General features: G+C 69.2%; 17 protein-coding genes. 12 read left to right on the top strand and 5 right to left on the bottom strand.

The window, feature by feature from the left end; genetic code table 11:
- The first annotated feature begins 34 nt into the window (after positions 1–34).
- From ABI214_RS13005 to ABI214_RS12970, 8 genes are all read left to right on the top strand, one after another.
- On the top strand, positions 35–1,033 hold the full coding sequence (locus ABI214_RS13005; protein WP_348602960.1) for an alpha/beta hydrolase: 999 nt from the start codon (positions 35–37) through the stop codon (positions 1,031–1,033).
- Positions 1,034–1,245: 212 nt separating this feature from the next.
- Entirely contained in the window at positions 1,246–3,129 is a 1,884-nt protein-coding gene (locus ABI214_RS13000) for an alpha/beta hydrolase-fold protein (protein ID WP_348602959.1), read from the top strand.
- A gap of 132 nt (positions 3,130–3,261) precedes the next feature.
- Positions 3,262–3,816, top strand: coding sequence for a DUF732 domain-containing protein (locus ABI214_RS12995; protein WP_348602958.1), 555 nt, complete (start codon positions 3,262–3,264; stop codon positions 3,814–3,816).
- 6 nt (positions 3,817–3,822) lie between these two features.
- A complete protein-coding gene (locus ABI214_RS12990) occupies positions 3,823–4,815 on the top strand; it encodes a cutinase family protein (RefSeq protein ID WP_348602957.1) in 993 nt (330 codons plus the stop codon).
- A 167-nt stretch (positions 4,816–4,982) separates the two neighbouring features.
- Positions 4,983–5,996: an LLM class F420-dependent oxidoreductase gene (locus ABI214_RS12985; RefSeq protein WP_348602956.1), complete on the top strand. Its 1,014-nt coding sequence runs from the start codon at positions 4,983–4,985 to the stop codon at positions 5,994–5,996.
- Between the two features lie 238 nt (positions 5,997–6,234).
- Positions 6,235–8,130: a long-chain-fatty-acid--AMP ligase FadD32 gene (gene fadD32, locus ABI214_RS12980; protein WP_348602955.1), complete on the top strand. Its 1,896-nt coding sequence runs from the start codon at positions 6,235–6,237 to the stop codon at positions 8,128–8,130.
- Positions 8,131–8,175: 45 nt separating this feature from the next.
- Positions 8,176–13,083 (top strand): polyketide synthase Pks13, encoded by a 4,908-nt coding sequence (gene pks13 / locus ABI214_RS12975; RefSeq protein ID WP_348611593.1) that lies wholly within the window; start codon positions 8,176–8,178, stop codon positions 13,081–13,083.
- Complete coding sequence (locus ABI214_RS12970) at positions 13,084–14,628, top strand: acyl-CoA carboxylase subunit beta (RefSeq protein WP_348602954.1); 1,545 nt, start codon at positions 13,084–13,086, stop codon at positions 14,626–14,628.
- Positions 14,629–14,684: 56 nt separating this feature from the next.
- On the opposite strand, the gene ABI214_RS12965 is transcribed toward ABI214_RS12970, so the two are convergent.
- The 4 genes from ABI214_RS12965 to ABI214_RS12950 all read right to left on the bottom strand — a co-directional run bounded on the left by ABI214_RS12965 (position 14,685) and on the right by ABI214_RS12950 (position 24,367).
- Positions 14,685–15,566: a hypothetical protein gene (locus ABI214_RS12965; RefSeq protein ID WP_408587516.1), complete on the bottom strand. Its 882-nt coding sequence runs from the start codon at positions 15,564–15,566 to the stop codon at positions 14,685–14,687.
- Positions 15,567–15,833: 267 nt separating this feature from the next.
- The gene (locus ABI214_RS12960) at positions 15,834–19,154 is read right to left on the bottom strand and encodes an arabinosyltransferase domain-containing protein (RefSeq protein ID WP_348602952.1); all 3,321 of its coding nucleotides are present in this window, start codon (positions 19,152–19,154) and stop codon (positions 15,834–15,836) included.
- Between the two features lie 73 nt (positions 19,155–19,227).
- Positions 19,228–22,545: an arabinosyltransferase domain-containing protein gene (locus ABI214_RS12955; RefSeq protein WP_348602951.1), complete on the bottom strand. Its 3,318-nt coding sequence runs from the start codon at positions 22,543–22,545 to the stop codon at positions 19,228–19,230.
- A 22-nt stretch (positions 22,546–22,567) separates the two neighbouring features.
- Positions 22,568–24,367: a glycosyl transferase gene (locus tag ABI214_RS12950; protein WP_348602950.1), complete on the bottom strand. Its 1,800-nt coding sequence runs from the start codon at positions 24,365–24,367 to the stop codon at positions 22,568–22,570.
- A gap of 257 nt (positions 24,368–24,624) precedes the next feature.
- On the opposite strand from ABI214_RS12950, the gene ABI214_RS12945 reads away from it, so the two are divergent.
- From ABI214_RS12945 to ABI214_RS12935, 3 genes are all read left to right on the top strand, one after another.
- On the top strand, positions 24,625–25,077 hold the full coding sequence (locus ABI214_RS12945) for an SRPBCC domain-containing protein (protein ID WP_348602949.1): 453 nt from the start codon (positions 24,625–24,627) through the stop codon (positions 25,075–25,077).
- Entirely contained in the window at positions 25,064–25,399 is a 336-nt protein-coding gene (locus ABI214_RS12940; protein WP_348602948.1) for an ArsR/SmtB family transcription factor, read from the top strand. The genes ABI214_RS12945 and ABI214_RS12940 overlap by 14 nt, the downstream gene beginning before the upstream one ends.
- A 317-nt stretch (positions 25,400–25,716) precedes the next feature.
- The gene (locus ABI214_RS12935; RefSeq protein WP_348602947.1) at positions 25,717–25,842 is read left to right on the top strand and encodes a hypothetical protein; all 126 of its coding nucleotides are present in this window, start codon (positions 25,717–25,719) and stop codon (positions 25,840–25,842) included.
- A 26-nt stretch (positions 25,843–25,868) separates the two neighbouring features.
- Here ABI214_RS12935 and ABI214_RS12930 read toward each other — a convergent pair whose 3' ends face one another.
- On the bottom strand, positions 25,869–26,150 hold the full coding sequence (locus tag ABI214_RS12930; RefSeq protein ID WP_348602946.1) for a helix-turn-helix domain-containing protein: 282 nt from the start codon (positions 26,148–26,150) through the stop codon (positions 25,869–25,871).
- Positions 26,151–26,197: 47 nt separating this feature from the next.
- Between ABI214_RS12930 and map the strand changes: the two genes are divergently transcribed.
- Entirely contained in the window at positions 26,198–26,968 is a 771-nt protein-coding gene (map, locus tag ABI214_RS12925) for a type I methionyl aminopeptidase (protein WP_348602945.1), read from the top strand.
- Positions 26,969–26,977 lie beyond the last annotated feature (9 nt).

Genomic DNA, 26,977 nt, shown 5'->3' with positions numbered 1-26,977 from the left:
CGGACGCCGGAGATGAAGAAAGAGAGCAGTGTTCATGCGTTTAGCTCGACCAAGGCTGTCGCAGCGTCTCAAGCAGCGCCTACTCGGTATCTCCGCCGTCGCGCTCGTTCTGCCGATGGCAGCCGGAGTCGCCGGCACGGCGGTCGCCTCGGCCGCACCGGTCGCCCATCGGGCGCCCGCCGGTGGCTACGAGGAAGTCTTCGTCGACTCGAGCATGGGCCCGATCAAGGTCCAGATCCAGTGGGCCGCCCGCGGAGGCAACGCCGCCCTGTACCTGCTCGACGGACTGCGCGCTCGCGACGATCGCAACGCTTGGAGCTTCGAGACCAACGCGCTCGACCAGTACCGCAACGACAACCTCACCCTGGTGATGCCCGTCGGCGGTCAGTCGAGCTTCTACACGGACTGGTACGCGCCCAGCAACCTGAACGGCCAGAAGATCACCTACAAGTGGGAGACCTTCCTCACGAAGGAGCTTCCGGCGTACCTCGAGACCCGCGGTGTCTCGCGCAGCAACAACGGTGTCCTCGGCCTGTCGATGGGTGGCTCGGCCGCGCTGACCCTGGCCGCCTACCACCGCGACCAGTTCAAGTTCGCCGCTTCGTTCTCCGGCTACCTGAACATCTCCGCGCCGGGCATGCGTGAGGCCATCCGTGTCGCGATGCTCGACTCCGGCCGCTACAACGTCGACTCGATGTGGGGACCGCCGTGGAGCCCGGCGTGGCTGCGCAACGACCCGTTCGTCTTCGCGCCGAAGCTCGAGGGCTTGTCGATGTACATCTCGGCGGCCAGCGGCCTGCCCGGTCAGTACGACCACCCGAGCAAGGCCATCGACTACTACAACACCGCCAACGCGATGGGTCTCGAGGCGATCTCGCTGATCAACACCCGCGCCTTCCAGGTTCGCCTCGCGTCGCTGAAGATCCCCGCCACCTACAGCTTCCCTGCCAACGGCACCCACTCCTGGGCGTACTGGTCGGCCGAGCTGTGGAAGGCCCGCGGCCAGATCCTCGACACCCTCAACGCCTGGTGACGAGACCATGAGCTGAGCCGGTATGCCGCCTCCCGCGTCCTGCGCGGGGGGCGGCATACCGCGTTCGGCGGAACCCGATCCGCCGATACAGATTTCGCAAATTCACTATCCCAACAGCGCGGCAAACCCACTCCGAAGCTCGTTCCGTGTAGTAAGGAAGCGATCTTCCGGTCAGCCGGGGAGCCCCGCTACTACGAAGGAGTGTTGTCCCGATGCGAGTAGGTCTCGAGCGGCCCCAGCGCCGCGATAGAGCAGGGGGTGGGTGGCGCAAGCGGGCGCTCGGCTTCGCCGCGGCCGCGCTCGTGCTGCCGATCGCCGCGGGCCTGACGTCGGGTGGCACTGCTGTCGCGCAGTCGCTCGGCACGCCCGACTCGCCTTCCGTCACGCAGACCGCGGTCGGATCGGTAAACCGCGTCGACTGGCTCTCCGACCGCCGCGTCGCGGTGTGGGTCAACTCGCCGTCGATGGGCATCCCGATCCAGGTTCAGCTGCTGCTGGCCCGGGACTGGAACGCCAAGCCCGACGCCAAGTTCCCGGTCGTCTACATGCTCGACGGCATGCGCGCGCGCGACGACGAGAACGGCTGGACCATCGAGACCGACGCCGAGTCGTTCTTCGCCGACAAGAACGTCAACGTCGTGCTGCCGGTCGGCGGCCAGTCCAGCTTCTACGCCGACTGGATGGACCAGAACAACGGGCAGAACTACAAGTGGGAGACGTTCCTCACCAAGGAACTCCCGCCGATCCTCGAGAACGACTGGCGCAGCACCCAGACCCGTGGCGTCGTCGGCCTGTCCATGGGCGGCACGTCCGCGATGATGCTGGCGGCGCGTAACCAGGGCTTCTTCAAGTTCGCCGGTTCGCTGTCGGGCATCCTGACGACCACCACGCTCGGTATGCCGCAGGCCATCTCGTTCGCCATGCAGGATGCCGGTGGATTCGACGCCACCGCGATGTGGGGCAACCCCACGAACGACGAGTGGGCGGCACACGATCCGTACCTGCTGGCCGACAAGCTCAAGGGGATGAGCCTCTACATCTCCAGCGGTAGCGGCACCACCGGCCCGTACGATCAGCCGTCGGCCATCCCGGGCATCAGCACCAACTACGCCGGCATGGGTCTCGAGATCCTGTCGCGTCTGACGTCGCAGACGTTCACCACCAAGCTGCGGAAGCTGAACATCCCGGCGACCGTGAACTACCGTCCGTCGGGCACCCATTCGTGGCCGTACTGGGAGTTCGAGCTGCACCAGCTGTGGCCGCAGCTCGCGGGCGCACTCGGTGTCGAGGTCGACAAGCCGGCCTGCAGCCCGTCCGGTGCCTTCGCGCCGGTGGCCAACGGCAACAACTGGATCGGCGACTGCCTCACCGGTCAGTACTCGGTGGCGGGCGGAACCGCGCAGGACTTCCGCCATGGGCGAATCTTCAGCTCGGGCGACGGCACCCACCCGGTCGCGGGTCGTATCGGCGGCGCCTACCAGGCTGCGGGTGGACCGGCCGGCGTCCTCGGAATGCCGACCACCGACGAGATCGCACTCAATGACGGCCGTGGCCGCCTCAACCACTTCCAGAAAGGCTCGATCTACTGGACGCCGCAGACCGGTGCACACGCCGTGAGCGGTCCCATCAGGGACGAGTGGGCCAAGCAGGGCTGGGAACGCGGTCCGCTCGGATACCCGACCGCCGACCAGATCAAGACCCCGGGCAAGGAGGGGCTGGTCCAGAGCTTCGAAATCGGGGCCATGTACTGGAACCCGCAGACCGGCACCAACGCTGTGCAAGGTCTGATCATGAAGAAGTACTCCGAACTGGGTTACGAGAACGGCTGGCTCGGCTTCCCGGCGACCAGCGAGAACGTCATCAAGGACGGCGGCCGCTTCAACCGCTTCCAGAACGGCAACATCTACTGGAGCCCGGCCTCCGGTGCGTGGTCCGTGAAGAACGGCCCGGTCTTCGACGCCTGGGCGTCGGCGGGCTACGAGAACGGCCGCCTCGGCTTCCCGATCTCCGACCAGTTCGACATCGCCGGCGGCGTGCAGCAGAACTTCCAGCACGGCGTCATCACCGTCAAGGGCGGTAAGGCCGTAATCGGCTGACCGTGAGTTGACCTGGTGCGGGCGGTGGCCGGATCTCACGATCCGGTCACCGCCCGCACGTCATCTGTAGCCTGTTCCCAGAGTCGGTACGGGTGCGCCCGCCGACACGACACCGCAAACTCGAGGACTGATATGTCGCACTTCTCCCGTACCCGTTCCGCTCTGGCTCGCACGGTCGCCGTGGGCGCGTTGAGCCTCGTGGCCGGTGGCCTGCTCGTCGCCTGCGGCGACGACGATTCCTCCGCGAAGGGTAGCCCGACGACGACATCCGCCGCGTCCACCACGACGAGCCCGAAGGCGGCCGCCAAGAGCGGTGCGTCGCAGGCGTCGGAGGCTCCCGCGGCCACCAGCGACCAGTCCGACGCTCAGGCCGAGCAGCCACAGGCGGTCCCGAGCGGCTTCCCCGGCCCCACCGAGGTCCCGGTCTCGCCGCGCGCGCAGTCCTACCTGGACGGGCTGAAGAAGGAGGGCATCACGCCCGTCGCCGACGGCGTCATCGCCATCTCCACGGCCGACTACATCTGCGCCGCAAAGGAGCAGGGCAGCTCGCAGCAGGAGATCACCACGTTCGTCACCGCAGCCGTCGGCAGCGAGGCGAGCGCGGCGGGCCAGGAGCTGACCGCGGAGCAGGCCGGGAAGAACGCCGAGGTCTACATCCGTGTCGCGCAGGCCGAGTACTGCAAGTAGCGGCAGATGAGTGTGAGCAGCCGCGGAACGCGGAAGTCCGGAAACAACCGGGGGCGTAGGCGCTTCGGGATCGTCGCTGTCGTGGCGGCGGTCCTGGTGCTGCTCCTGGTCCTGCTGGCGATCTGGTACGTCCTGGCGGGGCGGGTGCCCACGCCGGCGCCCCCGACGCCGCCGGGGCCGACGCCGCCGAGTGCACAGCCGGCGGACTGCCCGGACGTCCAGGTCATCTCGGTGCCCGGGACGTGGGAGTCCAGCGCCGCCGACGACCCGCACAACCCGACGGCGAACCCGGCGTCGCTCATGCTCAATGTCACACGGCCTCTGCAGCAGTCGTTCTCGCCTCAGCGGGCCGACGTCTACACGGTTCCGTACGTGGCGCAGTTCTCCAATCCGATCGCGCTTCCGCCGGACGGTCAGGAGTCGTACAACAACTCCCGCGCCGCCGGGACCGCGGCGACGATCGACGTCATCGAGCGGCGGCACGCCGAGTGCCCGCTGACGACGTACCTGCTGACCGGTTTCTCACAGGGTGCGGTCATCGCGGGTGACGTCGCGGCGCGCATCGGCGCCGGCGACGGCCCGGTGTCGCCGGATCTGGTGTTGGGCGTGGGTCTGATCGCCGACGGCCGGCGGGATCCGGTGGCAGCGCCGACCGTCGGTCCGTCGGTAGCCGGCGTCGGCGCCGAGCTGTCCCTTGCGGGACTGAAGATTCCGGGCATCACCATGACCGGTGCACGCCCCGGAGGGTTCGGGGCACTCGGCGATCGGGCGGTGCAGATCTGCGCACCCACCGACGGCATTTGCGACGCCCCCGCGGACGCGCTCAAGGTCGGGAACTGGCTCAGCAGCGCGTCCCGGCTCACCGAGTACTACAACAATCCGGTTCACGCGCAATACAACTCGTTCGTCGTCGACGGAAACGGGACAACCGCGACCCAGTGGATCACGAACTGGGCCACGGAGAAGGTCGATTCGGCGCCCTCACCGGCGCACGAGTAGCGAGTCTCGCCCGAGTCTGCGCGAAGCGCCTCCCTGACTCGTCTGCGGGCGGTAGTGTCCCACCTCGCGACCCGAGCACGGGTCGCGGGGGTGGGTCCCTATGCTGATGGGTTGGTGCCCGTGGGGTGCCGCCCTGCCTGCATGCGTGAATGAGGAAGAAGGCTTTGATGAGTTCCACCGACGGCTCGGGCGTCAGCTCTGGCGTCCAGGCGCCGCGTAAGTTCCGGTTCGCGGCCGGTGGCGAGGGTAACGCCGAGGAGGGCGGTGCCCGTCGATTCGTCAAGCTCGCACAGAAGGCCGAGGAACTCGGCTACGACAGCTTCATGATTCCCGATCACCTGGGCAACCAGGTCGGGCCCATCGCGGCGCTCGGCGCACTCGCGATCGCGACCGACAAGATCCGCCTGGGTACGGCCGTGCTCGCGAACGGATTCCGGCACCCCGCAGTCCTCGCGAAGGACGCCGCGACCATCGACGTCCTGTCGGGCGGCCGGCTCGAACTGGGCATCGGCGCAGGCTGGATGAAGGAAGAGTTCGACAAGGGCGGCATCGAGTACGAGCGACCCGGTGTCCGAATTGCGAAGCTCGAGGAGTCGCTCCAGATCCTGGACACGCTGCTGCGTGGCCAGGAGTGCAACTTCGAGGGCGAGTTCTACAAGATCAGCGGCCTCAAGGGCAGCCCCCGCCCGCGGCAGGGGCCTCGCCCGCCGATCGCGGTCGGCGGCGGCGGTCCCAAGATGCTCGCGCTGGCGGCCAAGTACGCCGACATCATCTCGGTGGCCACCCCGACCAGCTCCGACGGCCGGCTGAAGCTGTCTGGCATCACGATGGAGCAGACGATCGCGCGCGTCGAGCGGATCCGCGAGGCCGCGGGCGATCGCTTCGACGACATCGAGCTCAACTGGACCATCACGGCGATCATGGTCACCGACGACCGTGAGCAGGCAGCTGAGATGGCGCTGGCCGCAATCGACCAGGGCTTCCCGCCGAACATCGAGGCGGACGTCACACTGTCGGTCGAGGAGATCTTGAACTCGCCGTACCTGGCAATCGGCACCTACCAGGAGATTGCCGACCAGATCCGTAACGTACGGGAGAAGACGTCGATGTCATATGTGGGCGTATTCCCGACTCAGCTGGAAGCTTTCGCGCCGGTGATCCCGTTGCTCCGAGGCGAGTGAGCCGATGCACATCTGTAACATGTTGCTGGTTTCGAGCCGATGGACTGACTCGTAGGTGTGTCGTCTGCGTCCAGATGGTTGCAAGTCGCTACAACTAGGGACTGTAGCGACGACCAGCGAAAACCAGCAGGCAGAACCGACGAAGTAGTGACAATGCAAATGAATCCGCGCGGCGAAGGAAGTCTGGGGCGCAACCATGTCCGTTGATGGTTGTGTGATCGCTTCGACAGGAGAAGGAATGAACGCAATGTTCGACGACTACCTCGACGAACAGGGCCAGATTCGGCTCACGCCGGGTCACACGTTGGTCGACTATGTCGACGACCACACGCGCAACAACGCAAGCGAGCTGGTGTACCGCTACATCGACTACTCGCGTGAGCGCGACGGTGAGGCTCACGAGCTGACGTGGGGTCAGTTCGGTCTGCGTCTTCGTGCCGTCGCGGCGCGCCTGCAGCAGGTGACCCAGCCCGGTGACCGCGTCGCGATCCTCGCGCCGCAGGGCCTGGACTACGTCACGTCCTTCTTCGCGGCCATCCACGCCGGACGGATCGCCGTCCCGCTGTTCGATCCGGACGAGCCCGGTCACACCGACCGCCTCCACGCGGTCCTCGGCGACTGCGAGCCGGCCGCGATCCTGACCGCGACGTCGTCCGCCGCTGGAGTGCGTCAGTTCTTCCGCTCGCTGCCCGCCGCGAAGCGTCCCCGGATCATTGCCGTGGACGCGATCCCGGACAGCGTCGGAGAGACCTGGGTCCGTCCCGAGGTCGGCCTCGACGACATCGCGTACCTGCAGTACACGTCCGGCTCCACCCGCACCCCGGCGGGCGTCGAGATCACGCACCGCGGCGTCGCCACCAACGTGCTGCAGATGGTCGACTCCATCGGTCTGAGCGAGCACTCGCGCGGCGTCACCTGGCTGCCGCTGTACCACGACATGGGCCTGCTGACGGTGATCCTGCCCGCGCTGGGCGGCCAGTACATCACGATCATGAGCCCCCGCGCGTTCGTGGCGCGTCCGCACCGCTGGATCAAGGAACTTGCCGCGGTCGCCGACGGCGCCGGCACCTATGCGGCGGCACCGAACTTCGCGTTCGAGCACGCCGCCGTCCGGGGCCTGCCCAAGGAGGGCGAGCACCTCGACCTGAGCAACGTCATCGGCCTGATCAACGGCAGCGAGCCGGTGACCGTGTCGTCGATGCGCAAGTTCAACGAGGCGTTCGCGCCCTACGGTCTGCCCAAGACCGCGATCAAGCCGTCGTACGGCATGGCCGAGGCCACGCTGTTCGTGTCCACGACCCATCCGGCCGAGGAAGCCAAGGTCATCTACGTCGACCGCGACGAGCTCAACGCCGGCCGCATGGTCCAGGTCGACCAGGACGCGCCCGGTGCGGTCGCGCAGGTCGCCTGCGGCGAGGTCTCGCGTAGCCAGTGGGCTGCCATCGTCGACCCCGACACCGCGTCGGAGCGCCCCGAGGGGCATGTCGGCGAGATCTGGCTGCACGGCGACAACATCGGCCAGGGCTACTGGGGTCGTGAGCGGGAGACCGCGGAGACCTTCCACAACAAGCTGCTCGAGCGGCTGCCCGCGGGCTCGCACGCCGACGGCGCCGCCGACGACGCCAACTGGCTGCGCACCGGCGACTACGGCGTCTACGTGGACGGCGAGCTGTACATCACCGGCCGCGTCAAGGACCTGGTGATCGTCGACGGACGCAACCACTACCCGCAGGACCTCGAGTACTCGGCTCAGGAGGCCAGCGCCGCGCTGCGCCCCGGCTTCGTCGCCGCGTTCGCGGTGCCGGCCAACCAGCTGCCGGCTCAGGTGTTCGAGAACTCGCACTCGGGACTGGCTTTCGACCAGGACGATGCGTCCGAGCAGTTGGTCATCGTCGCGGAGCGTGCTCCGGGCGCTGGCAAGGCGGATCCGCAGCCCATCGCGGACACCGTTCGCGCTGCCATCTCGTCGCGTCACGGCGTCACCGCGCGCGACGTGCTGTTGGTCCCGGCCGGCTCGATTCCGCGTACGTCCAGCGGAAAGCTGGCGCGCCGCGCCTGCAAGGCGGCGTACGTCGAGGGCACGCTGCGCGGCGGTCACGTCCAGATGGCGTTCCCCGACAGCATTTCCGACTAGTCCTTACCTGACCGATTGCTTGGTGATTTGATGGCTGAACACGAGATGACGGTCGCGCAGCTGCGCGAATGGCTGCGCAACTGGATCGCGGAGGCCACCGGGCAACCGGTCTCGGCGATATCCGACGATCGACCGATGGAGGAGTTCGGCCTGTCCTCCCGGGACGCCGTCGCGCTGTCGGGTGAGATCGAGGACCTCGTGGGTGTCACGCTCTCGGCCACGATCGTGTACCAGAATCCGACCATCGCCTCGTTGGCCACGCGCATCATCGAGGGTGAGCCGGACGTACCGGAGGACGCCGACGACGGCGCGTACTACCGCGGCGGCTTCCCGGCCGGGCAGTCCCACGACATCGCGATCGTGGGTCTGTCCACCCGCTTCCCGGGCTGCGGGCAGACCCCGCAGGAGATGTGGAAGCTGCTGATCGAGGGCCGCGACGCGGTCACCGAGCTGCCCGACGGCCGCTGGACCGAGTTCACCGCCGACCCGTACGTGGCGGCGGCCGTCGAGAAGGCCGCCACCAAGGGCGGCTACCTCGACGACGTGCAGACCTTCGACGCGGAGTTCTTCGCGATGTCGCCGCTCGAGGTCCAGAACGTGGACCCGCAGCAGCGGCTGGCGCTCGAGCTCACGTGGGAGGCGCTCGAGCACGCGCACATCCCGGCGAACCAGCTCAAGGGCCGCGAGGTCGGCGTGTTCCTCGGCTCGTCGGCCAACGACTACCAGCTGCTCGCGGTGAGCGATCCGGCGTCGGCGCACCCGTACGCGCTGACCGGTACGTCGACGGCCATCGTCGCGAACCGTGTCTCGTACTTCTACGACTTCCGCGGCCCGTCGATCGCGCTCGACACGGCATGCTCGTCGTCGCTGGTCGCGGTGCACCAGGCGGTGCGCAGCCTGCGTTCGGGCGAGTCGGAGATCGCGCTCGCCGGCGGCGTGAACATGCTGCTCGCCCCGCCCGCGACGCTCGGCTTCGACGAGGGCGGCATCCTCACCGAGGACGGCAAGATCAAGGCGTTCTCGTCCGACGCGAGCGGCATCGTCCGCGCCGAGGGCGGCGGCATCGTCGTGCTCAAGCGTCTCGAGGACGCCGAGCGTGACGGCGACTCGATCCTCGCGGTCATCGCCGGTACCGCCGTCAACCAGGACGGCCGCTCCAACGGTCTGCTCGCGCCCAACCCGGACGCGCAGGCCGACTGCCTCCGCCACGCCTACCACGACGCGGGTATCGCGCCGTCCGGCGTCGACTACATCGAGGCGCACGGCACCGGCACGATCCTCGGCGACCCCATCGAGGCGGACGCCCTCGGTCGTGTCGTCGGCCGTGGACGCGACGACGACAAGCCGGCGCTGCTGGGCTCGGCCAAGACCAACTTCGGTCACCTCGAGGCCGCCGCGGGCGCCGCGGGCCTGATCAAGGTCGTGCTCGCGATGCAGGAGGACGTCATCCCGGCGTCGCTCAACTACGCGGGCCCCAACCCGTACATCCAGTTCGACAAGGCGCACCTGCAGGTCATCCCGGAGGCGACGGCGTGGCCGCGCTACACCGGCACGGCCGTCGCGGGCGTGTCCGGCTTCGGCTTCGGCGGCACCAACGCGCACGTCGTGGTGCGTGAGTACACGGGTCCCGCGAAGACCGACGACGTCGTCACGGAGCCGGTCGACCTCGACAACGAGAACACCACGATCGAGGCCGAGGCCGAGCGGATGCTCGCCGAGGCTGCCGAGTCCGTCGGGCTCGACGAAGCATCGGACGCCGTCGAGGTCGCGGAGACCGCGGTCCTGCTGGCGGTGTCGGCGTCGATGCCGTCGCGCCGTCGCCGCGCCGCCGAGGACCTGGCCAACTGGTTCGAGACCGAGGAGGGAAGCCGCACGCCGCTCGCCGACGTCGCGCGCACCCTCGCCAAGCGCAACCACGGCCGTTCCCGGGCCGTGGTCATCGCGAAGAATCACGCCGAGGCCGTCACCGGCCTGCGCGCCGTCGCGGCCGGCAAGCCCGCCCCGGGTGTGCTGACCGCGGACGCGCCCGCCGCCAAGGGCCCGGTCTGGGTGTTCTCGGGTTACGGCTCGCAGCACCGCAAGATGGCCAAGCAGCTGTACATCGAGAACTCGGTGTTCCGCGCGGCCGTCGACGAGGTCGACGTGCTGATCGAGGACGAGGCCGGCTACTCCATGCGGGAGAAGTTCCTCGACGACTCGCTCGACTACGACGTCGAGACGTCGCAGGTCGGCATCTTCACGATCCAGGTCGCGCTCGCGAAGACGCTGCGCCACCACGGCGCCGACGCGTCCGCGCTGGTCGGGCACTCGATGGGTGAGGCCGCCGCCGCGTACGTCTCGGGCGGCCTGTCGCTCGAGGACGCTGTCCGCGTCATCTGCTCGCGGTCGCGCCTGATGGGCGAGGCCGAGGGCCTGCTCGAGGGTGACGACATCCGCCTGATGGCCCTCGTCGAGTACAGCGCCGCCGAGATCGAGCAGGTGCTGCCGGACTTCCCGCACCTCGAGGTGTGCGTCTACGCGGCCCCCACCCACACCGTGATCGGCGGTCCCGAGCCCGAGGTGAACGCGATCGTCGCGCGCGCCGAGGCGGAGGAGAAGCTCGCCCGCGTCCTGCAGACCAAGGGCGCCAGCCACACGTCGCAGGTGGACCCGCTGCTCGGCGAGCTCGCCGCCGAGCTGGCCGGCATCGAGCCGCACAAGCTGAAGATCGGTCAGTACTCGTCGGTCGACCAGGACGCGTTCTACCCGGCCGGGCACGCGCCGATCCACCCGGTCGAGTACTGGACCAAGGGCCTGCGGCACAGCGTGTACTTCACCAACGCCGTGAAGCACGCCGTCGACGCCGGACACACCACGTTCGTCGAGCTCGCGCCCAACCCGGTGACGCTGATGTCCGTCGCGGCCACCGCGTGGGCCGCCGGTGTCGCCGACACGCAGCTGATCCAGACGCTCAAGCGCAAGGAGGACGAGCCGCTCGGTGTGCTGACCGCGCTCGCGCAGCTGTACGTCCACGGCCACGCCGTCGACCTGCCGTCGCTGCTGCCCGCCGGCGCCTACGCCGAACTGCCGCGCACCGCGTTCCTGCGCAAGCGGCACTGGATCGACGCGCGAGTGTCGTCGTCGGGCAACACCCGGGTCCCGGGTGCGCACGTGGCGCTGCCGGACGGCCGCCACGCGTGGGAGGTGGAGGCGTCCGCCGTCACCGATCTGAACGCCCTCGCGACCGCGGCCGCGTCGCAGCTGTTCGCGGACGTCGCGCTCACCGGTGCCGTCGCGCACGGCGAGGTGCCGTCGGCCGGAACCCTCACCACAACGCTGGTCCCGCACCTCGGTGGTGCGTCCGTGCAGGTGCACGGGAAGGCCGGTGGCTCGTTCGCGCTGCTGCTCGACGCCGTCGTGTCGTCGGGTGAGGCGCTGCCCGAGCCGGTGGTCGCCGTCGTCGCCGCGAAGCCGACGGTGTCGGACGAGGTGTCGGACGAGCCCGCCGAGAGCTTCGGTGACCGCTGGGATCCGCAGAGTTCGCAGACCCTCGAGGACCGGCTGACGATCATCGTCGCGGAGTCGATGGGATACGCGCCGGAGGACCTGCCGGGCGAGATCCCGCTGGTCGAGCTGGGTCTGGACTCGCTGATGGCGGTCCGCATCAAGAACCGCGTCGAGTACGAGTTCGACATCCCGCAGCTGCAGCTGGCGGCGGTGAAGGACGCGAGCATGCACGACGTCGCGAAGTACCTGCGCTACGCGGTCGAGAACCGCGAGGAGATCGCGGCGATGGCCGCGCAGCAGCAGGCGGAGAAGGACGCGGGGGAGACCGTCGCGGCCGCCGCTCCGCCCGTCGCCGAGCCGGTCGACGAGGCTCCCGCCGAGTCCGGCGAGGTGGACGTGCCGCCGCGTGATGCGGCCGAGCGTCTGACGTTCGCGACGTGGGCCGTGGTGACGGGCAAGTCGGCGAAGAGCATCTTCGCGACGCTGCCGATCCTCGACGACGAGACCGCCGAGAAGATGGCGGCGCGGTTGACGGAGCGGGCCGGCGGCGAGATCACCGTGGACGACGTGCTGGACGCGGAGACGGTCGAGCAGTTGGCGGAGACGGTGCGTCAGCATCTCGAGGACGGTCTGAAGATCGACGGTCTGGTGCGGACGTTGCGTCCGCGGTCCGAGGGTTCGGATGCGGTGCCGGTGTTCGTGTTCCATCCGGCGGGTGGGTCGACGGTGGCGTACGAGCCGCTGCTCAAGCGTCTGCCCGCGCACACCCCGATGTACGGGCTCGAGCGGGTCGAGGGCCCGATCGACGAGCGCGCCGCGACCTACGTGCCGCTGCTGCGCGAGATCCAGGGCGACGGCCCGTACGTGCTGGCCGGCTGGTCCCTCGGCGGCGTCCTCGCCTACGCGGTGGCCCGTCAGCTGCGCGAGCAGGGCGCCGACGTCCGGATCGTCGGCCTGATCGACACCGTCATGGCCGGCGAGAAGGTCGAGGACACCCCGGACGAGATCCGGGCCCGCTGGCAGCGCTACGCGGCGTTCGCCAAGAAGACATACGGCGTCGACGCGCCGCTGCCGTTCGACCGCCTGGCGGAGGCCGGCAGCGACGAGGAGCAGATCGGGATCCTCATGGACCTGCTCAAGCTGAGCGGCGCCAAGATCCCCGGCGGCATCATCGAGCATCAGCGCACGTCGTGGCTCGACAACCGGGCCATCCAGACGGCGGACCTGCAGCAGTACGACGGCGACGTCGTGCTGTACATGGCGGACAAGTACCACGACGACGCGATCAACCTCGAGCCCTCGTTCGGAACGCGTCAGCCCGACGGCGGCTGGGGAGAGGCGGCGAAGAAGCTGGAGGTCGTCTACATCGGCGGCGACCACATCCAGATCGTCGACGAGCCCTACATCTCCAAGGTCGGCGCGGACCTGTCGAACAAGCTGTCCGAGATCGAGAAGCGGAGCAACTGAGTGAGCACCACCACCGCAGAAAAGCTTGCGGAACTGCACGAAAAGCTCGAGCTATCGAAGGCCCCGGGTAACCCGAAAGCGATCCAGAAGCGCAAGGACAAGGGCCTGCCGACGCCGCGTGAGCGGATCGACATGCTGCTCGACCCGGGCACCTTCGTCGAGATGGGACAGTTGGCGCGTCAGCCCGGTGATCCGTCCAGTCCGTACGGTGACGGTGTCGTCACCGGTCACGGCATGGTCGACGGTCGTCCGGTCGCGGTGTTCGCGCACGACCAGACCGTCTTCGGCGGTGCGGCCGGCGAGATCTTCGGCCGGAAGGTCGCCGCCGTCAACGACTTCGCCATCAAGATCGGCTGCCCGGTCGTCGGCATCAACGAGTCCGCGGGCGCGCGGATCCAGGACGCCGTGACGTCGCTCGCGTGGTACGCCGAGATGGGTCGCCGCCAGGAGCCGCTGTCGGGCATGTGCCCGCAGATCTCGATCATCCTCGGCAAGTGCGCCGGCGGTGCCGTCTACGCCCCGATCAACACCGACATCGTGATCGCGACCGAAGAGTCGTACATGTTCGTCACCGGCCCGGACGTCATCAAGTCCGTGACCGGCGAGGACGTCAGCCTCGACGAGCTGGGCGGCGCCCGCAACCAGGCCGAGTACGGCAACGTGCACCACGTCGCGGCCGACGAGAAGGCCGCGTTCGAGTACGCACGCCAGTACCTGAGCTACATGCCGTCGAGCTGCACCGAGAAGCCCCCGATCATCAACCCGGGTCTCGAGCCGGAGATCACCGAGGACGACCTGTCGCTCGACGCGTTCATGCCCGACGCCGACAATGCCGGCTACGACATGCACGACATCCTCATCAAGATCTTCGACGACGGCGAGTTCCTCGAGGTTCGTAGCCAGTCTGCGCAGAACCTCATCACCGGCTTCGCGCGGGTCGACGGCCGCCCGGTCGGCGTCGTCGCGAACCAGCCGATGCAGCTGTCGGGCGCGCTCGACGCCGCGGCGTCGGACAAGGGCGCGCACTTCGTACGGGTCTGCAACGCGTACGACATTCCGCTCGTGTTCGTCGTCGACACCCCCGGGTTCCTGGTCGGTGTGGAGCAGGAGAAGGTCGGCGTCATCAAGCGCGGCGGCCGCTTCCTGTTCGCGTACGTCGAGGCGACCGTCCCCAAGGTCACCGTCGTGGTGCGCAAGGCGTACGGCGGAGCGTACGCGGTGATGGGCTCCAAGCAGCTCGGCGCCGACGTCAATCTTGCGTGGCCCACCGCGCGCATCGCCGTCATGGGTGCCGAGGGTGCGGTCAACCTCATCGGTCGCAGGCAGCTCGAGGCCGCCGGCGAGAACGCCCCCGCTGTCCGCGCGCAGCTCATCAACTTCTACAACGAGCACGTCGCGACGCCGTACATCGCGGCCGAGCGCGGCTACATCGACGCCGTCATCGAGCCGTCGACCACCCGCCTCGAGATCCGCAAGGCACTCACCCTGCTCCGCGACAAGAAGGTGTTCAAGAACCCGCGCAAGCACCACTTGCTCCCGTTCTGACCCTGCTCCGAAGCTGAAGGGACCGTTCATGCGCTGGCAGCGCATGAACGGTCCCTTCAGCCGTTCGAGGAGGTCGCCTGCGATGCCATCCGCAGCGGCGGACGGGGTCGGGTGCATGCCAGTTCGTAGTGGGCGCGCAGGTCGGCCAGTGCTCGATCCGGTGCGTCCCGGAGCTGACGTGGAATGACGGCGAGGACGATGATGCCGGCGTTCTGCATGCGGGCCCGTCGCGCGAGCGTTTCCTCGTACTCGTCCGGTGACAGGTGCCAGTCGAGTGAATCGATCTCCCAGGCAAGTGCCACCTCGTCGATCCATCCATCCGGTTGGGCGATGAATTCACCTGTAGTGCTTTCAATTCGACGGTTGAAGTCCATGGTCGGCAGGCCGCTGCGGAGCCACAGTGCCCGGGCGTCGGCTTCTGCAAGGGAATGGACGTCGGCGCTCACCTCGCGAAGGATCTTGCGAGGAAGGGCGGATCCGCGGTTGCTGCCGGCATCCAGTTCGCGTGCCAACGCAGCGGCCGTGACATCGCCACACTGAACTGCCTCGGCAATAAGTGCCCGCGCCGAGCGCGTGGTGGTGCAGCGCCGTGCCGCGTCGAGCAGTGCTCGTGGCAGTGGACTGCACGCGAGCCCGCTCCGGGTCACCGGCGCCGGCAGTCGGATTGTCCGCTCCACCACCAGAAACCCGGTCGATTGCGTCCGCTTGGCGTGTGCGATCAAGACGTGCACGTCGGAGAACGATTCGGACGATCGGTATCCGTGCTCGGCGAGAGCGGCGCGACCGGTGAGCATCGAGTCGGGCCCGCAGTAGAGGAGGGCGGCCGTGCGCCGTTCGCGCTGGCTCGGCACGCCGTTGTGCATGAGGACGAGGCCGGGAAGAATCCGTTGCCACGGTCCCTCCGGTCGGCAGCGGAAGCTGATGGCCGAGCCCGACATTCCCGCCGCGAGCAGGTCGCGCACCCGCACGATCCCGTTGATCGTAAAGCGGCGGAGCTCGTTCACGGCGTCCGCATTCCAGTTTCGTACTCCCACGCCCACAGCATGGCGCCGGGGCCCGACCTCCAGGACCGCTGAACGCCGTCGAAGTCCCGGCCTGTGGATAGCCGCAGTCGCTGTGGAGAAGCGCTCCGACGGAGAAGCTGAAGGGTCCCCTCACACGCTGACAGCGCATAAAAGGACCCTTCAGCTCTCAAACAGCGACAGCTACGGCTCGTACACCCGCATGGTCCCCGGCGACCAGAAGCCGGACCGGTTGATCTGCTCGGTGCTGACGTCGGCGGGCTGGGCGTCGGGGTAGTACCGGTCGTACCGCTCGAGGGAGCCCCAGTCGCGCGCCCAGTCGTTCTTCAGGTACGTCGGGACGGTGGTGGCGCCGGCGAGCATTTCGGTCCAGCCGAGGGGTCCGCCGTTCTCGAGGGACTGCCAGGTGTCGGTGGAGCTGACGGCGAGCGGCCGGTCCGGAAGGATCCGGTAGTTCGGCATTTCGGCGATCCCGTTGAGGTGGTCGAAGGGACGCTGGCACGGGAACTGCAGGCCGACGGCCCAGTCGAGCAGGACGGGCTGCTCGTTGCCAACGACACTGCTGAGCGATTCGAGCTTGGGTACGCGCGGCGGCGTGAACGCGAACCACTGGTCGCCGGTGAGGTTGGGGTCGGCGGCGTTGATCCGCACGACGTCGGTGTCGGCGGGCAGTTCGTCGAGTGGGATCCGCAGGTTCCGCCACGACGGCGCGGGGCCGATGTCGCGGGGCACGTAGGTGCCCTGGATGTCGACGCTGCCGTCGGGCTGGAGCTTGCCGTACTCGAGGTTGAGTGGCTGGCCGTAGTTGGTCTGTCCGCTGATCTGGTCGACGGACCAGATGCGGCCGGCGGCGGAGATCACGACGAGCGGGGAGTCGTCGCTGCGTTCGGGCAGCCGGTACCAGCTGGAGACGACGGACGCCTGCTGCTGGACGCCGTCCTGGTAGCTGCCGAGGATCGGGGTGTGGGCGGGGTCCAGTCCGAACGGCAGTTTGACGGTGCTGCCGTTGATGCCGCGGGCGCCGACGCCGCCGGTGGTGCCGGACCCGCTGCCGGTCTCGAACGTCGGCCCGATGCTCTGGCTGTCGGTGTTGCCCATGCCGGCCTTGACCTCGACGTAGTCGGCGGTGAGGTCGCCGGGCACGCCGTTGGGGGTGAAGCCGACAGGTTTGCTGCCGGCGAGGGGATCGTTCGGGTCGGCGAGCGGGTTCTTCGGATCGAGGACCGGGCTGAGTGCGCCGGCGTTGGGATCCTGTTCGACGAGGACGTCCTCGGCGAGACCGCACGTCTTGCCGGTGAGCGCCTCGATGTTGGAGCGTGCCAGCGAGTACGCGGGGTACTGCGACACCGCGCCCTTGAGTAGCGACAGCACCTCGAAAAGCACCATGAGGCCGGCGACGAGGGTAAGCGGCGCGGCCGCGAACTTGCGGATCCGTCGGCCCTTGGCGCTGCTGGCCTGCTCGGGCGGCGGCGCGTAGCCCTCACGCAGGTACTGCCACGCCACGAGGGCGAGCGACAGCCCGAACAGCGCCAGGAACAGGGTGCTCGATTGGCGGCCGCCGAGGGAGACGGTCTTGTCGAACCACGGCACGCCGTAGCTGGACACGTACCAGTAGCCGTTGATACCGGAGAACGTCAGCGCGAGCACCAACAGCAGCCCGGCCAGGAACATCGTGCGGTTGCGGCGCGAGCGCAGCGCGCTGGCGGACACGACGACGGCGGCCAGCGCGGCCAGCGATCCGGCGATGCCGGCGTACGCCCCGAAGTGGTGGGTCCACTTCGTGGGGTTGAACATCATGAGGAAGATCGTTCCGAACACGATGCCCATGAGTCGCCACGACGGCCCGGCTGCGACGCCGGGGATCCGCTTGCGGCGCAGGAACACGAACAGCACCGTGAACAGGCACAGCAGCATGATCAGGAACGCGAACCGGCGGGCCAGGGAGCCGTCGGTGGTAGGCAGGAGCAGCCAGTAGTAGCGCTGGAAGTCCTGGTACCACTCGACGTTCGGTCCGATGATGGTGCGGACGCGGGTGGCCTCCATGACGGCGGCGAACGTCTGGTCGGCGAACACGACGACGAGGACCAGGGTTCCGGCCGCGGTGAGCGGCAGCAGCTGCGACAGCGTGCCGATCCGGTGGCGGCGTCGGACGATCAGGCGGGTGAGCGGGCGCAGTCCGGCGAGCAGCGCGGCGATGCACATGAGGCCGGTCGGGGCGGCGGCGAGCGTGAATGCCCCGATCAGCGCGGCGATCGCGGCGGGGAGTAGACGTCCGGTGGCGATGGCGCGTTCGATCGAGCACCACGTCAGCAGCGCGCCGACGGCGACGATCGGTTCGGGGCGCAGGCCGTTGTTGTAGGGCAGCCAGAACGCGAGGAACACCAGGCCGCCGGTCCACAGTGCGACCGAGTTGTTGCGCACGGCGCGACCGAGGCGCGGGATCACCTCGCGGCTGATCACCATCCAGCACAGGATCGCGGCGATCAGCGCGGGCAGGCGCATCCACGGGCTGGCGGTGGAGACCTTCGCGAACGCGGCGAGGACGTCGTAGTACCAGCCGAACGGGGCCTCGGGGACGCCGAACCAGCGGAAGTAGTTGGCCATGTAGCCCGAGTGCTCGGATGCGCGGGCCATGGTGAGCAGGTAGCCGTCGTCGGCGGTGTTGGCACCGAAGAAGTGCCAGCCGACGAGGGTGCCGACGACGACGGCGTCGACGCCGGTGATCTTCCACCAGCGGGCGGGCAGGAAGCGGCGGGAGCGGCGGCCGTCGACACCGTCGAGGCGGTGCAGGGCCACCAGCGACACGATCGTCGCCAGCACGGCGCCGAGCATCGCGACGAGCTTGATCACCGTCGGGCTCGACGAGAACCGCGAGTCGACGTCCATGGTGAAGCTGAGGCCGGGGACGGACTTGCCGTCGAGGTCGGTGAAGATGCCGACGACCTGCGGGCGGTAGTCGTGGAGCAGTTCGCCGGTGACGGGCTTGCCATCGTCGGTGAGGCCGACGAACTCCGCGGTGGTTCCGGTGACGTCGGAGGCGATCCGGATCTCGGTGCACTGCCCGGACTCGACGTCGGCGCGCGGCGCCGACGCGACGATGACGTTGCGGTCGAGGACGTCGACGGTCTCGGAGGAGACGCGCACGAACATCGCGTTGACCGCGGCCTTCTCACCCTGCGGTGGCGCGGTGGCGAGCAGGATGCCACCCGCGTCCGGCAGTTCGGCGACGGCCCGGCAGGGGATGGTCGCCGACAGCGACACCGGCACCTGCGAGACCAGCGGGGCCTCGACGTTGGCGGCGACACCGTTCTCGGGCCACGACACGGTCGCCGCGGTCTGCTCGACCGGCAGGAACGGCGTCGCCAACGCCAGCAGCACACCGATCAGACCGGTCACGACGGCGATCAGCCGCGCCTTACGGACGTCCGTGTCGCGGGCTGTCGAAGCCGGGGGCGGAGCGCTGGCTTCGGGACCGGGCGCGGGGGCTGTTACAACGTCTGGCACGGTTGTCGATCGTAGGCGAGATGCTTCCGTTACCTAAACGAGGTCGACGGCTCTCAGCTGGTTCACAGGCTGGTCAGGCGGGCGGGGTCTCCCGGATCGGACCGGGCGACCACAGACCCGATCTGGTGGTCTGCTCGACGTCCACGTTTGCCGGCTGCGCCGACGGGTCGATCGGCGTGAACCGCTCCAGCGAACCCCAGTCCCGGCGCCAGTCGTCGGCCAGGTACGTCGGGACGGTCTGGGCGCTGCGCAGCAGCGGGGTCCAGCCGAGCGGTCCGCCGCCGATGGCGTCCTGCCACGCGTTGGTGGCCTGGGCGCCGACGCGGTCGGGAAGGATCCGGTATTCGGGTACCTCGGCGACGCCGTCGCGGTGGTCGAAGGGCCGCTGGCACGGGAACGCCAGGCCCACCGACCAGTCCAGCAGCACCGGTGCGTCGCTGCCGACGACGGTCTGCAGCGTCTGCATGTGTGGCACGCGGGGCGGGGTGACGGCGAGCCACTGGTCGGGCGCGAGTGCGGTGTCGGACGCCACCAGCCGGACGGCGTTCGCGTCGGCGGGCAGCTGATCGAGCGGCACCCGCAGGTTCCGCCACGACGGGGCCGGTCCGATGTCGATCGGCGCGACCCGGCCGCGCACGTCGACGTTGCCGTCGGCGGTGCGGGTGCCGTACTCGACCTCGAGCAGTCCGCCCTCGGTGACCAGGCCGTCGGCGTCGACGGAGTGGATGCGTCCGGCCGCGGCGATCGTCAGGATGGGGGCGTCGTCGCTGCGTTCGGGCAGCCCGTACCAGCCGGTGACGAGGTCGGCGGCCTGCTGGTCGCCGGACTGGTGGCTGCCCAGCACCGGCGTGGTCGCCGGATCGAGCCCGAACGGCAGGCTGACGGTGCTGCCGTTGACGCCGACGGTGGTGGCGGTGCCGCCGCCGGTACCGGCACCGGTGCCGGTCGGCTCCGTCTTGGAGTTGGAGTCGGTGCCGCGGTCGACGCTGTTGGCGCCGCCGGTCGCGACGTTCTCCTTGTCGGCGGTGAGGTCGCCGGCCACGCCGTTCGCCGTGAACCCGGTGGCCGTGGTCGCGCCGAAGGCTCCGGCCCCGGCCTGGTCGCCGGGCGGGTTCAGCAGCTTCAGCGTCGCCGCGTTCGGGTCGTTCTCGACGAGGACGAAGTCCGCGAGCGCGCACGTGCTGCCGGTCATCGAGCGCAGGTTCGACTGCGCGATCGAGTACGCCGGGTACTGCGCGACGGCGCCCTTGAGCAGCGAGAGCACCTCGAACAGCACGACGGCGGCGGCCGCGAGTGTGAGCGGCGCGGGCGACCAGCGTCGGATGCGGGCGAGTCGACCGCCGTTGCCGTTGCCGTCACTGCGGGCCTTCTCGTACGGCTCGCGGAGGTGGTACCAGGCGGCCAGCAGCAGCGCGAGCACGGTCAGCCCGAGCAGCGCGGTGGAGAAGCCCTTGCCCGCGATGGACGGCGGCTTGTCCCACCACGGGACGCCGTAGCTCGAGACGTACCACCAGCCGTTGGACCCGGTGAACGACAGCGCCAGGATGAACAGCACTCCGGCCGCGAACAGGGTCCGGTTGCGCTTGGACCGCAGGCTGGCACCGGCCACCGCGACGGCGGCGAGCGCGGCCACGGAACCGGCGAGACCCGCGTACACGCCGAAGTGGTGGGTCCACTTGGTCGGCGTGAAGCTCATCAGCAGCAGCGACGCGAAGATGATGCCGAGGATGCGGCGGGACGGCCCGAGTGAGGTGCCGGGGATGCGGCCCCCGCGGCGCAGCATCATCATCACGCACACCACCAGGCACAGCAGCATGACGAAGACGCCGAAGCGGCGGGCCAGCGAGCCGTCGGGGGAGATATTGAGCAGCGCGTCCCAGCGCACGCGCTCGTCGAACCACGGGACGTTGGGGCCGACGGCGGTGCGGACACGGGTGGCCTCGAGGACCGAGGCGAGGGTCTGGTCGGCGAACACCGCGACGAGCACCACGGTGCCGGACGCGAGGATCGGCGCGATCTGCCCGACGACGCCGACCTTCCGGCTGCGGCGCACGACGATCTGCACGATCGACCGGGCCCCGGCGATGAGTGCGGCGATGGCGATCATCCCGGACGGGCCGGCGGCCAGGGAGAACGCGGCGATCAGCACGGCGACCGCGGCCGGCAGCACGCGACCGGTGGCGATGGCCCGTTCGATCGAGCACCACGTCAGCAGCGCGCCCAGGGCGATGATCGGTTCGGGGCGCAGGCCGTTGTTGTAGGGCAGCCAGAACGCGAGGAAGACCAGTCCGCCGGTCCACATCGCGACGCTGCTGCGGCGCACCGCCGTGCCCAGCCGCGGGATGACCTCGCGGCTGATGATCATCCAGCAGAGGACGCCGGCGATCAGCGCGGGCAGGCGCATCCACATGCTGGCGGTGCTCACCTTCGCGAACAGCACCAGCACGTCGTAGTACCAGCCGAACGGGGCCTCGGGGACGCCGAACCAGCGGAAGTAGTTGGCCATGTAGCCGGCGTGCTCGGATGCGCGGGCCATGTTGAGCAGGTAGCCGTCGTCGGACGTGTTGGCGCCGATGACGTGCCACAGCAGCAGTCCGCCGATGACGACGGCGTCGATGCCGGTGAACTTCCACCAGCGGGCCGGCAGGAAGCGGCGGCCCCGGCGGCCGTCGACGTTGTCGAGGCGGTGCAGTGCGACCAGTGACACGATCGTGGCCAGGACGGCGACGATCATCGCGACCAGCTTGATCAGGGTCGGCGTGGACGAGAACCGGGAGTCGAGGTCGGCGTGCACGTCCAGGCCCGGCGGCGGGGTGCCCTGCAGGTCGGAGAAGATGCCGACCATCTGCGGCCGGACGTCCCCGCTGATGGTGGTGGCGTGCTGGTCGGGCAGCCCGGCGACGGCGGCGGTGGTGCCCTGCGCGTCCGACGTCACGACGATCTCGGAGCAGCCCTCCAGGTCGCTCACCGGCAGCGACAGCAGCGAGGTGTCGCGCAGGACCGCCCGCAGCCGCGCGGGTTCGGTGTCCGAAGCGGCGTCGACCTTGATCACCAGGCCGTCGGCCTCGGTGCGCCCGGCCTGCGGGGGAGCGGTCGCGACCAGCGCGCCGCCCTTGTCGGCGAGCTGCCCGACGGCGGTGCACGGGATCGTCACGTGCAGCTGCTGCGGGGTGTACGACACGAGCGGTGCCTCGACGCTGGTGAGGCTGCCGTTCTGGGGCCAGCTCACCGACGACGCGTCCTGCTTCACCGGCAGGAACGGTGTCGCGATCGCGAGGATCGCGCCGAGCAGTCCGCTGACGATGGCGACGAGGCGGGCGACCCGCACGTCCTTCGCGGAGGCGCGTTCGGCGGCCGGGGCTGGGGCGGTGAGGACGTCGGGCACGTTCATCGACTCTAGGTGAGGGGCTCGATCAGGTCAGATTCCGCACGTCCCACACCCAGACGCCGTCGACGCGTCGGCCGGGGAAGCCGAGAAGTTGGTCGACGGTGGCGCGGAGCACCTGATCGTTCTTCCCGGGTGGCAGCACGACGACGTCGGCGTTCCAGAACCTCAGGTCGTCGAGCGCGGTCGCGCGGGTGGCGTCGTCGATCGTCGGTGTCACGCCGGTGTTCTGCGTCTTGCCGAGCAGCATCGCGGTCGGCCGGTCGTCGGGGCCGTACTTGCCCTTGTCCTCGGGCCCGGCGGGGCCGACGAAGTAGCCGCCCGCGATCGGGTAGCCGAAGTTCTGCTGCACCTGCCACTGCAGGGCCTTCGCGTCTTCGGGGCGCGGCAGCGGGACCGTGACGACGGATCCGTCGGACACATACGAGCGCCACGTTCCGTCGGCGAAGAACGCGGGCACCGGTGCGCGGTGCGCGATGGGGGCGGGTGCGGGGGCCAGCGGCAGCAGCGACACCGCCAGCCAGCCCAGCCACAGCAGCGTCGTCGACCGCTGGCCGTTGCGGCCGGCCGCGATCGCCCGGTCGGTGCCGAGGGCCAGCAGGATCGCGATGGCCGGGATGCAGCCCATCGCGAAGCGGGACTCGAGCACGGACTCGAGCAGCGGCAGCTTCGCGAACCACGACCACGGCAGGGTGATGCCGGTGTCGTTGTGCGCGACGGTCAGTTCGACGCCCATGGACAACACAGCGAGCACGACAAATGTCGCGGCGGCGGCACGGGCCAGTCGCACCCGCCACAGCCACACCGCGGTCATCGCGACCAGCAGCAGCAGCGGCCAGCCGAAGAAGGCGTTCTCCTCGGTGGCATTCATCGACAGGCCCACCGCGGATCCCGGGTCGCCCGCGAGGGACTGGGAGGGGAAGCGGGTGAAGGCGTTCGCGTCGTTGCCGACCGGGCCGTGCTCGATCGAGTGGTAGCTCTGCGGTCCCAGGAACTGCCACCACAGCGGGACGGCGACGATCGCGAGCGTGACGACGCCGGCCACGCACAGTCCCTTGAGTCCGCGTCGGGCGGCGGCGATCGCGTCGCCGGGTCGTGCTGCGCCGTAGGTGATTCCGAATATCGCGAACGCGATCGAGTAGATCAGCAGTGGCTCTTCGCCGAGGAAGATCTGGTAGGCGACGGCCAGGCCGAGCATCACGCCGTTGCGGACGGGACGTTCGCCGCTGCCGAGGCGGATCACCAGCAGCGCGATGAACGGCAGCAGGAACAGCGCCACGAAGTTGGGGTGGCCGTTGGTGTGCGAGATCATCGCCGGCGCGAAGCCGCAGAACAAGCCGCCCACGGCGGCCGCGAGCCTCGACGTCACGACGTGCCGGGACAGCACCCAGTACCACGCGGTCGCGGTGCCGGACAGGCCGAGCGTGAGTGCGAGCGTGAAGGTGACGGTGGGGCCGAACAGCAGCGTGATCGGCGCGAGCGGGACGCTCACGCCGAACATCGCGGTGTTGGCCATGAAGTTCACGCCCAGCGGGTAGTTCTGCAGCGTGCTCGACAGCGGATTCTCGAAGTTGGCGAGCGAGTGGGCGGTGACCGCGAAGAACCACTCCCACATCGTCTGGTCCTGGCCGCTGGTGACGAGATACCCGTCGCCCAGGTGCCGCCACTGCCGGCCCAGCACGAACAGTGCGAGCGCGACGAACGACGCCGTGGCGACGGCGTCGGCGGGGGTGATCCGGATCCGGCGCGCCGGCGTCGGCGTCGCGGTCGTGGTGGTGGTGGTTGCGGCCGCGGTGTCCCCGTCGACCAGATGCAGGGTCTCGCTCACGCGTCCCCCTTCCGTCGCTGGACGGGTGGGGCGTGGCGCCGCGCAGCCGTCGGTTGGCCGGAGGCGAGAATACCGCAGCTAGCTGGGGGCTAGCTGTGAGAAGTTGCCGTCCCGAAACCTGGGGTGGGCATAGGGGACAAGGCGACCGGGTGGAGCCGAGCCGGACGCGCCGATGTGCAACTTGAGGGTTGCATCGCCGGCGGCATCCTGCAATTCTGGGGTTGCAGATAATTCTCGACGTACGAAGGGATGGACCGATGGATGTCTTGGATCGAATCGAGCGGGAGATCGCGATCGACGCCCCCGCGGCGCGAGTGTGGAAGCTCGTGAGCGAGCCGGGTTGGTACATCAACGACGAGCGGATCGTGACGCACCGCATCGAGCGCCGCGGCGACTTCGACGTCGTTCACGACCCCGACCACGGCGCGTTCGCGTTCGCGACCGTGGAGCTGGACGAACCCCGCTACGCGGCCTTCCGGTGGTTCACCGACGTCGAGGCGCCGGACGGGGCGTCGACACTGGTGGAGTTCCGGATCGAGGAGATCTCACCCACGAGTGTCGTATTGCGGGTCACCGAAAGCGGATTCGCGTCGCTGCCCGAGGGTGCGGCGGAGCGGCGCAGCCGGTACGACGACCACGTCGGGGGCTGGCGGATCGAGATGGCGCTCGCGAAGAGTCACGTGGAGGAGGCGGTCGATGCGGTCGGGTGAATCCCTCGATCCGCCCGTGGTGTTCGCGGCCCTCGCCGACGACACCCGCTGGAGCATCCTGCTCCGGCTCGGCCGGTCTCCGGCGTCGGCGTCGGCGCTCGCCCGCGAGCTTCCGGTGTCGCGGCAGGCGATCGCCAAGCACCTCGCGGTGCTGCAGGACGTGGGGCTCGTCGAGTCCGAGCGCGACGGTCGCGAGGTCCGATTCGTCGCGGTCGGGGCTCGGTTGAACGAGGCGGCCACAGCGCTCGAGCGGATCGCCGCCGGGTGGGATCGCCGCCTGGAGCGGATCAAGATGCGTGCCGAGGCGCCGGACCGGGATTGAGACATGAGCGGTGGATTTCCTGTTCTGCGGCTGTATCGGAGCCCGTCCGGGGCGGAGGCCTCGCATGTCCTCTGCTGCGTGCGGCACCCCGACTATCGGGGGTGGTCGACAGACGACGAGAGCGCCGCCGCGCGGTTACTGGAGCAAGCGATCGAATCCATGCTGGTCGGGTCGGGGGTCGATCCGTCCACGCTGACGCTGATCGGTGAGCAGCAGGGGTACCCGGTCGGCGATCGGCTGTTCGAGACGCCGGCGCCGGAGCGCGCGATGGTCTCGTACGCGTTCCTGCGTTCCTGCGCTCCGGCGGACCGTGGATCGTGCTCGGCCTCGACGTCGAAGCGGACGATTTCTGGGGTGAGGTATCCGAGGACGAGGACCTGCGTGTGCTGGACCCGGGCCCGCCGCTGTCGACGGTGTCCGCCACGGTGCTCACGGAACTCTGACGGCCGCGGTCACACCGTGAATCCCGTCAGGATGCGCGCCGAGGTGACCGATCCGGACTGACCGTATCGGTCTGGAGCGCCGCGGCGATCTCGTCGAGGGAGATGTCGAGGACGCGCGCGACGGCGGTGATCGTGAAGAACGCCGGCGTCGCGATGCGGCCGGTCTCGATCTTGCGCAAGGTCTCCACGGAGATCCCCGCGTCGAGGGCGACCTGCACCATGCTCGTCTCGCCCCGCGCGGATCGCAGCAGCTCGCCGAGCCGCTGCCCACGTTCGAGTTCCTCCGCCGTCAACGGCACGCGCACCATGCTGCCTATAGTAATACCGGTATAGTTATTCGAACCGGAGGTGTGCAGTGGTCGAACTCAAGACCGAATCGGAGATCCAGGGGATGCGGACGGCAGGCCGCGTGGTCGCGGACGCACTCGCGGCCGCACGTGACCACGCGCAGGTGGGGGTGAGCCTGCGCGAGCTCGACGTCATCGCCGCCCGCGTCATCTCCGACGCCGGTGCGGAGCCGCTTTTTCTCAACTACCGACCGAGCTGGGCCCCGACCCCGTTCCCGGGTGTCATCTGCGCGTCCGTGAACGATGCTGTCGTGCATGGCATTCCGTCGGACTATCGGCTGCGCGACGGTGACCTGGTGAGCATCGACGGCGGTGCGAGGCTGAACGGCTGGTGTGGCGACTCGGCGATCAGTTTCGTCGTCGGCGCCGCGGATCCCGCCGACGAGGCGCTCGTCGCGGCCACCGAAGAGGCCCTCCGCCTCGGTATCGAGGCCGCCCGGGTCGGGAACCGTCTCGGCGACATCGGTGCCGCGATCGGCACGTTCGCCCGGAGCCGTGGCTTCGGGCTGCTCGCCGACCACGGCGGACACGGCATCGGCCGTGTCATGCACGAGAGCCCGGACGTGCCCAACGAGGCGCGTGCCGGCAAGGGGATGCGACTGCGCGCCGGCCTGGTCCTCGCGATCGAACCGATGCTTATCGCCGACGGCTCCGACGACTACCGCCACGACGCCGACGGCTGGACCCTGCGGACGGTGACCGGCGCCCGCGCCGCGCACAGCGAGCACACCGTCGCGATCACCGACGACGGCCCGGTGGTGCTCACGGCCCGGCACTAGGCTGCTCGT

The sequence above is a fragment of the Prescottella soli genome, assembly GCF_040024445.1.
Taxonomy (GTDB): Bacteria; Actinomycetota; Actinomycetes; order Mycobacteriales; family Mycobacteriaceae; genus Prescottella; species Prescottella soli.
The sequence above is the reverse complement of the archived record's forward strand: the minus strand, read 5'-3'. Positions and strand labels throughout refer to the sequence as shown.

Bases quoted from the DNA above. Each gene is read 5' to 3' on its own strand.
- ABI214_RS13005 (WP_348602960.1), top strand. From the start codon at position 35: ATGCGTTTAGCTCGACCAAGGCTGTCGCAGCGTCTCAAGCAGCGCCTA.
- fadD32 (WP_348602955.1), top strand. From the start codon at position 6,235: ATGAACGCAATGTTCGACGACTACCTCGACGAACAGGGCCAGATTCGG.
- ABI214_RS13000 (WP_348602959.1), top strand. From the start codon at position 1,246: ATGCGAGTAGGTCTCGAGCGGCCCCAGCGCCGCGATAGAGCAGGGGGT.
- ABI214_RS12995 (WP_348602958.1), top strand. From the start codon at position 3,262: ATGTCGCACTTCTCCCGTACCCGTTCCGCTCTGGCTCGCACGGTCGCC.
- ABI214_RS12945 (WP_348602949.1), top strand. From the start codon at position 24,625: ATGGATGTCTTGGATCGAATCGAGCGGGAGATCGCGATCGACGCCCCC.
- ABI214_RS12955 (WP_348602951.1), bottom strand. From the start codon at position 22,545: ATGAACGTGCCCGACGTCCTCACCGCCCCAGCCCCGGCCGCCGAACGC.
- ABI214_RS12940 (WP_348602948.1), top strand. From the start codon at position 25,064: ATGCGGTCGGGTGAATCCCTCGATCCGCCCGTGGTGTTCGCGGCCCTC.
- ABI214_RS12990 (WP_348602957.1), top strand. From the start codon at position 3,823: ATGAGTGTGAGCAGCCGCGGAACGCGGAAGTCCGGAAACAACCGGGGG.
- pks13 (WP_348611593.1), top strand. From the start codon at position 8,176: ATGACGGTCGCGCAGCTGCGCGAATGGCTGCGCAACTGGATCGCGGAG.
- ABI214_RS12930 (WP_348602946.1), bottom strand. From the start codon at position 26,150: ATGGTGCGCGTGCCGTTGACGGCGGAGGAACTCGAACGTGGGCAGCGG.
- ABI214_RS12965 (WP_408587516.1), bottom strand. From the start codon at position 15,566: ATGTCGGGCTCGGCCATCAGCTTCCGCTGCCGACCGGAGGGACCGTGG.
- ABI214_RS12985 (WP_348602956.1), top strand. From the start codon at position 4,983: ATGAGTTCCACCGACGGCTCGGGCGTCAGCTCTGGCGTCCAGGCGCCG.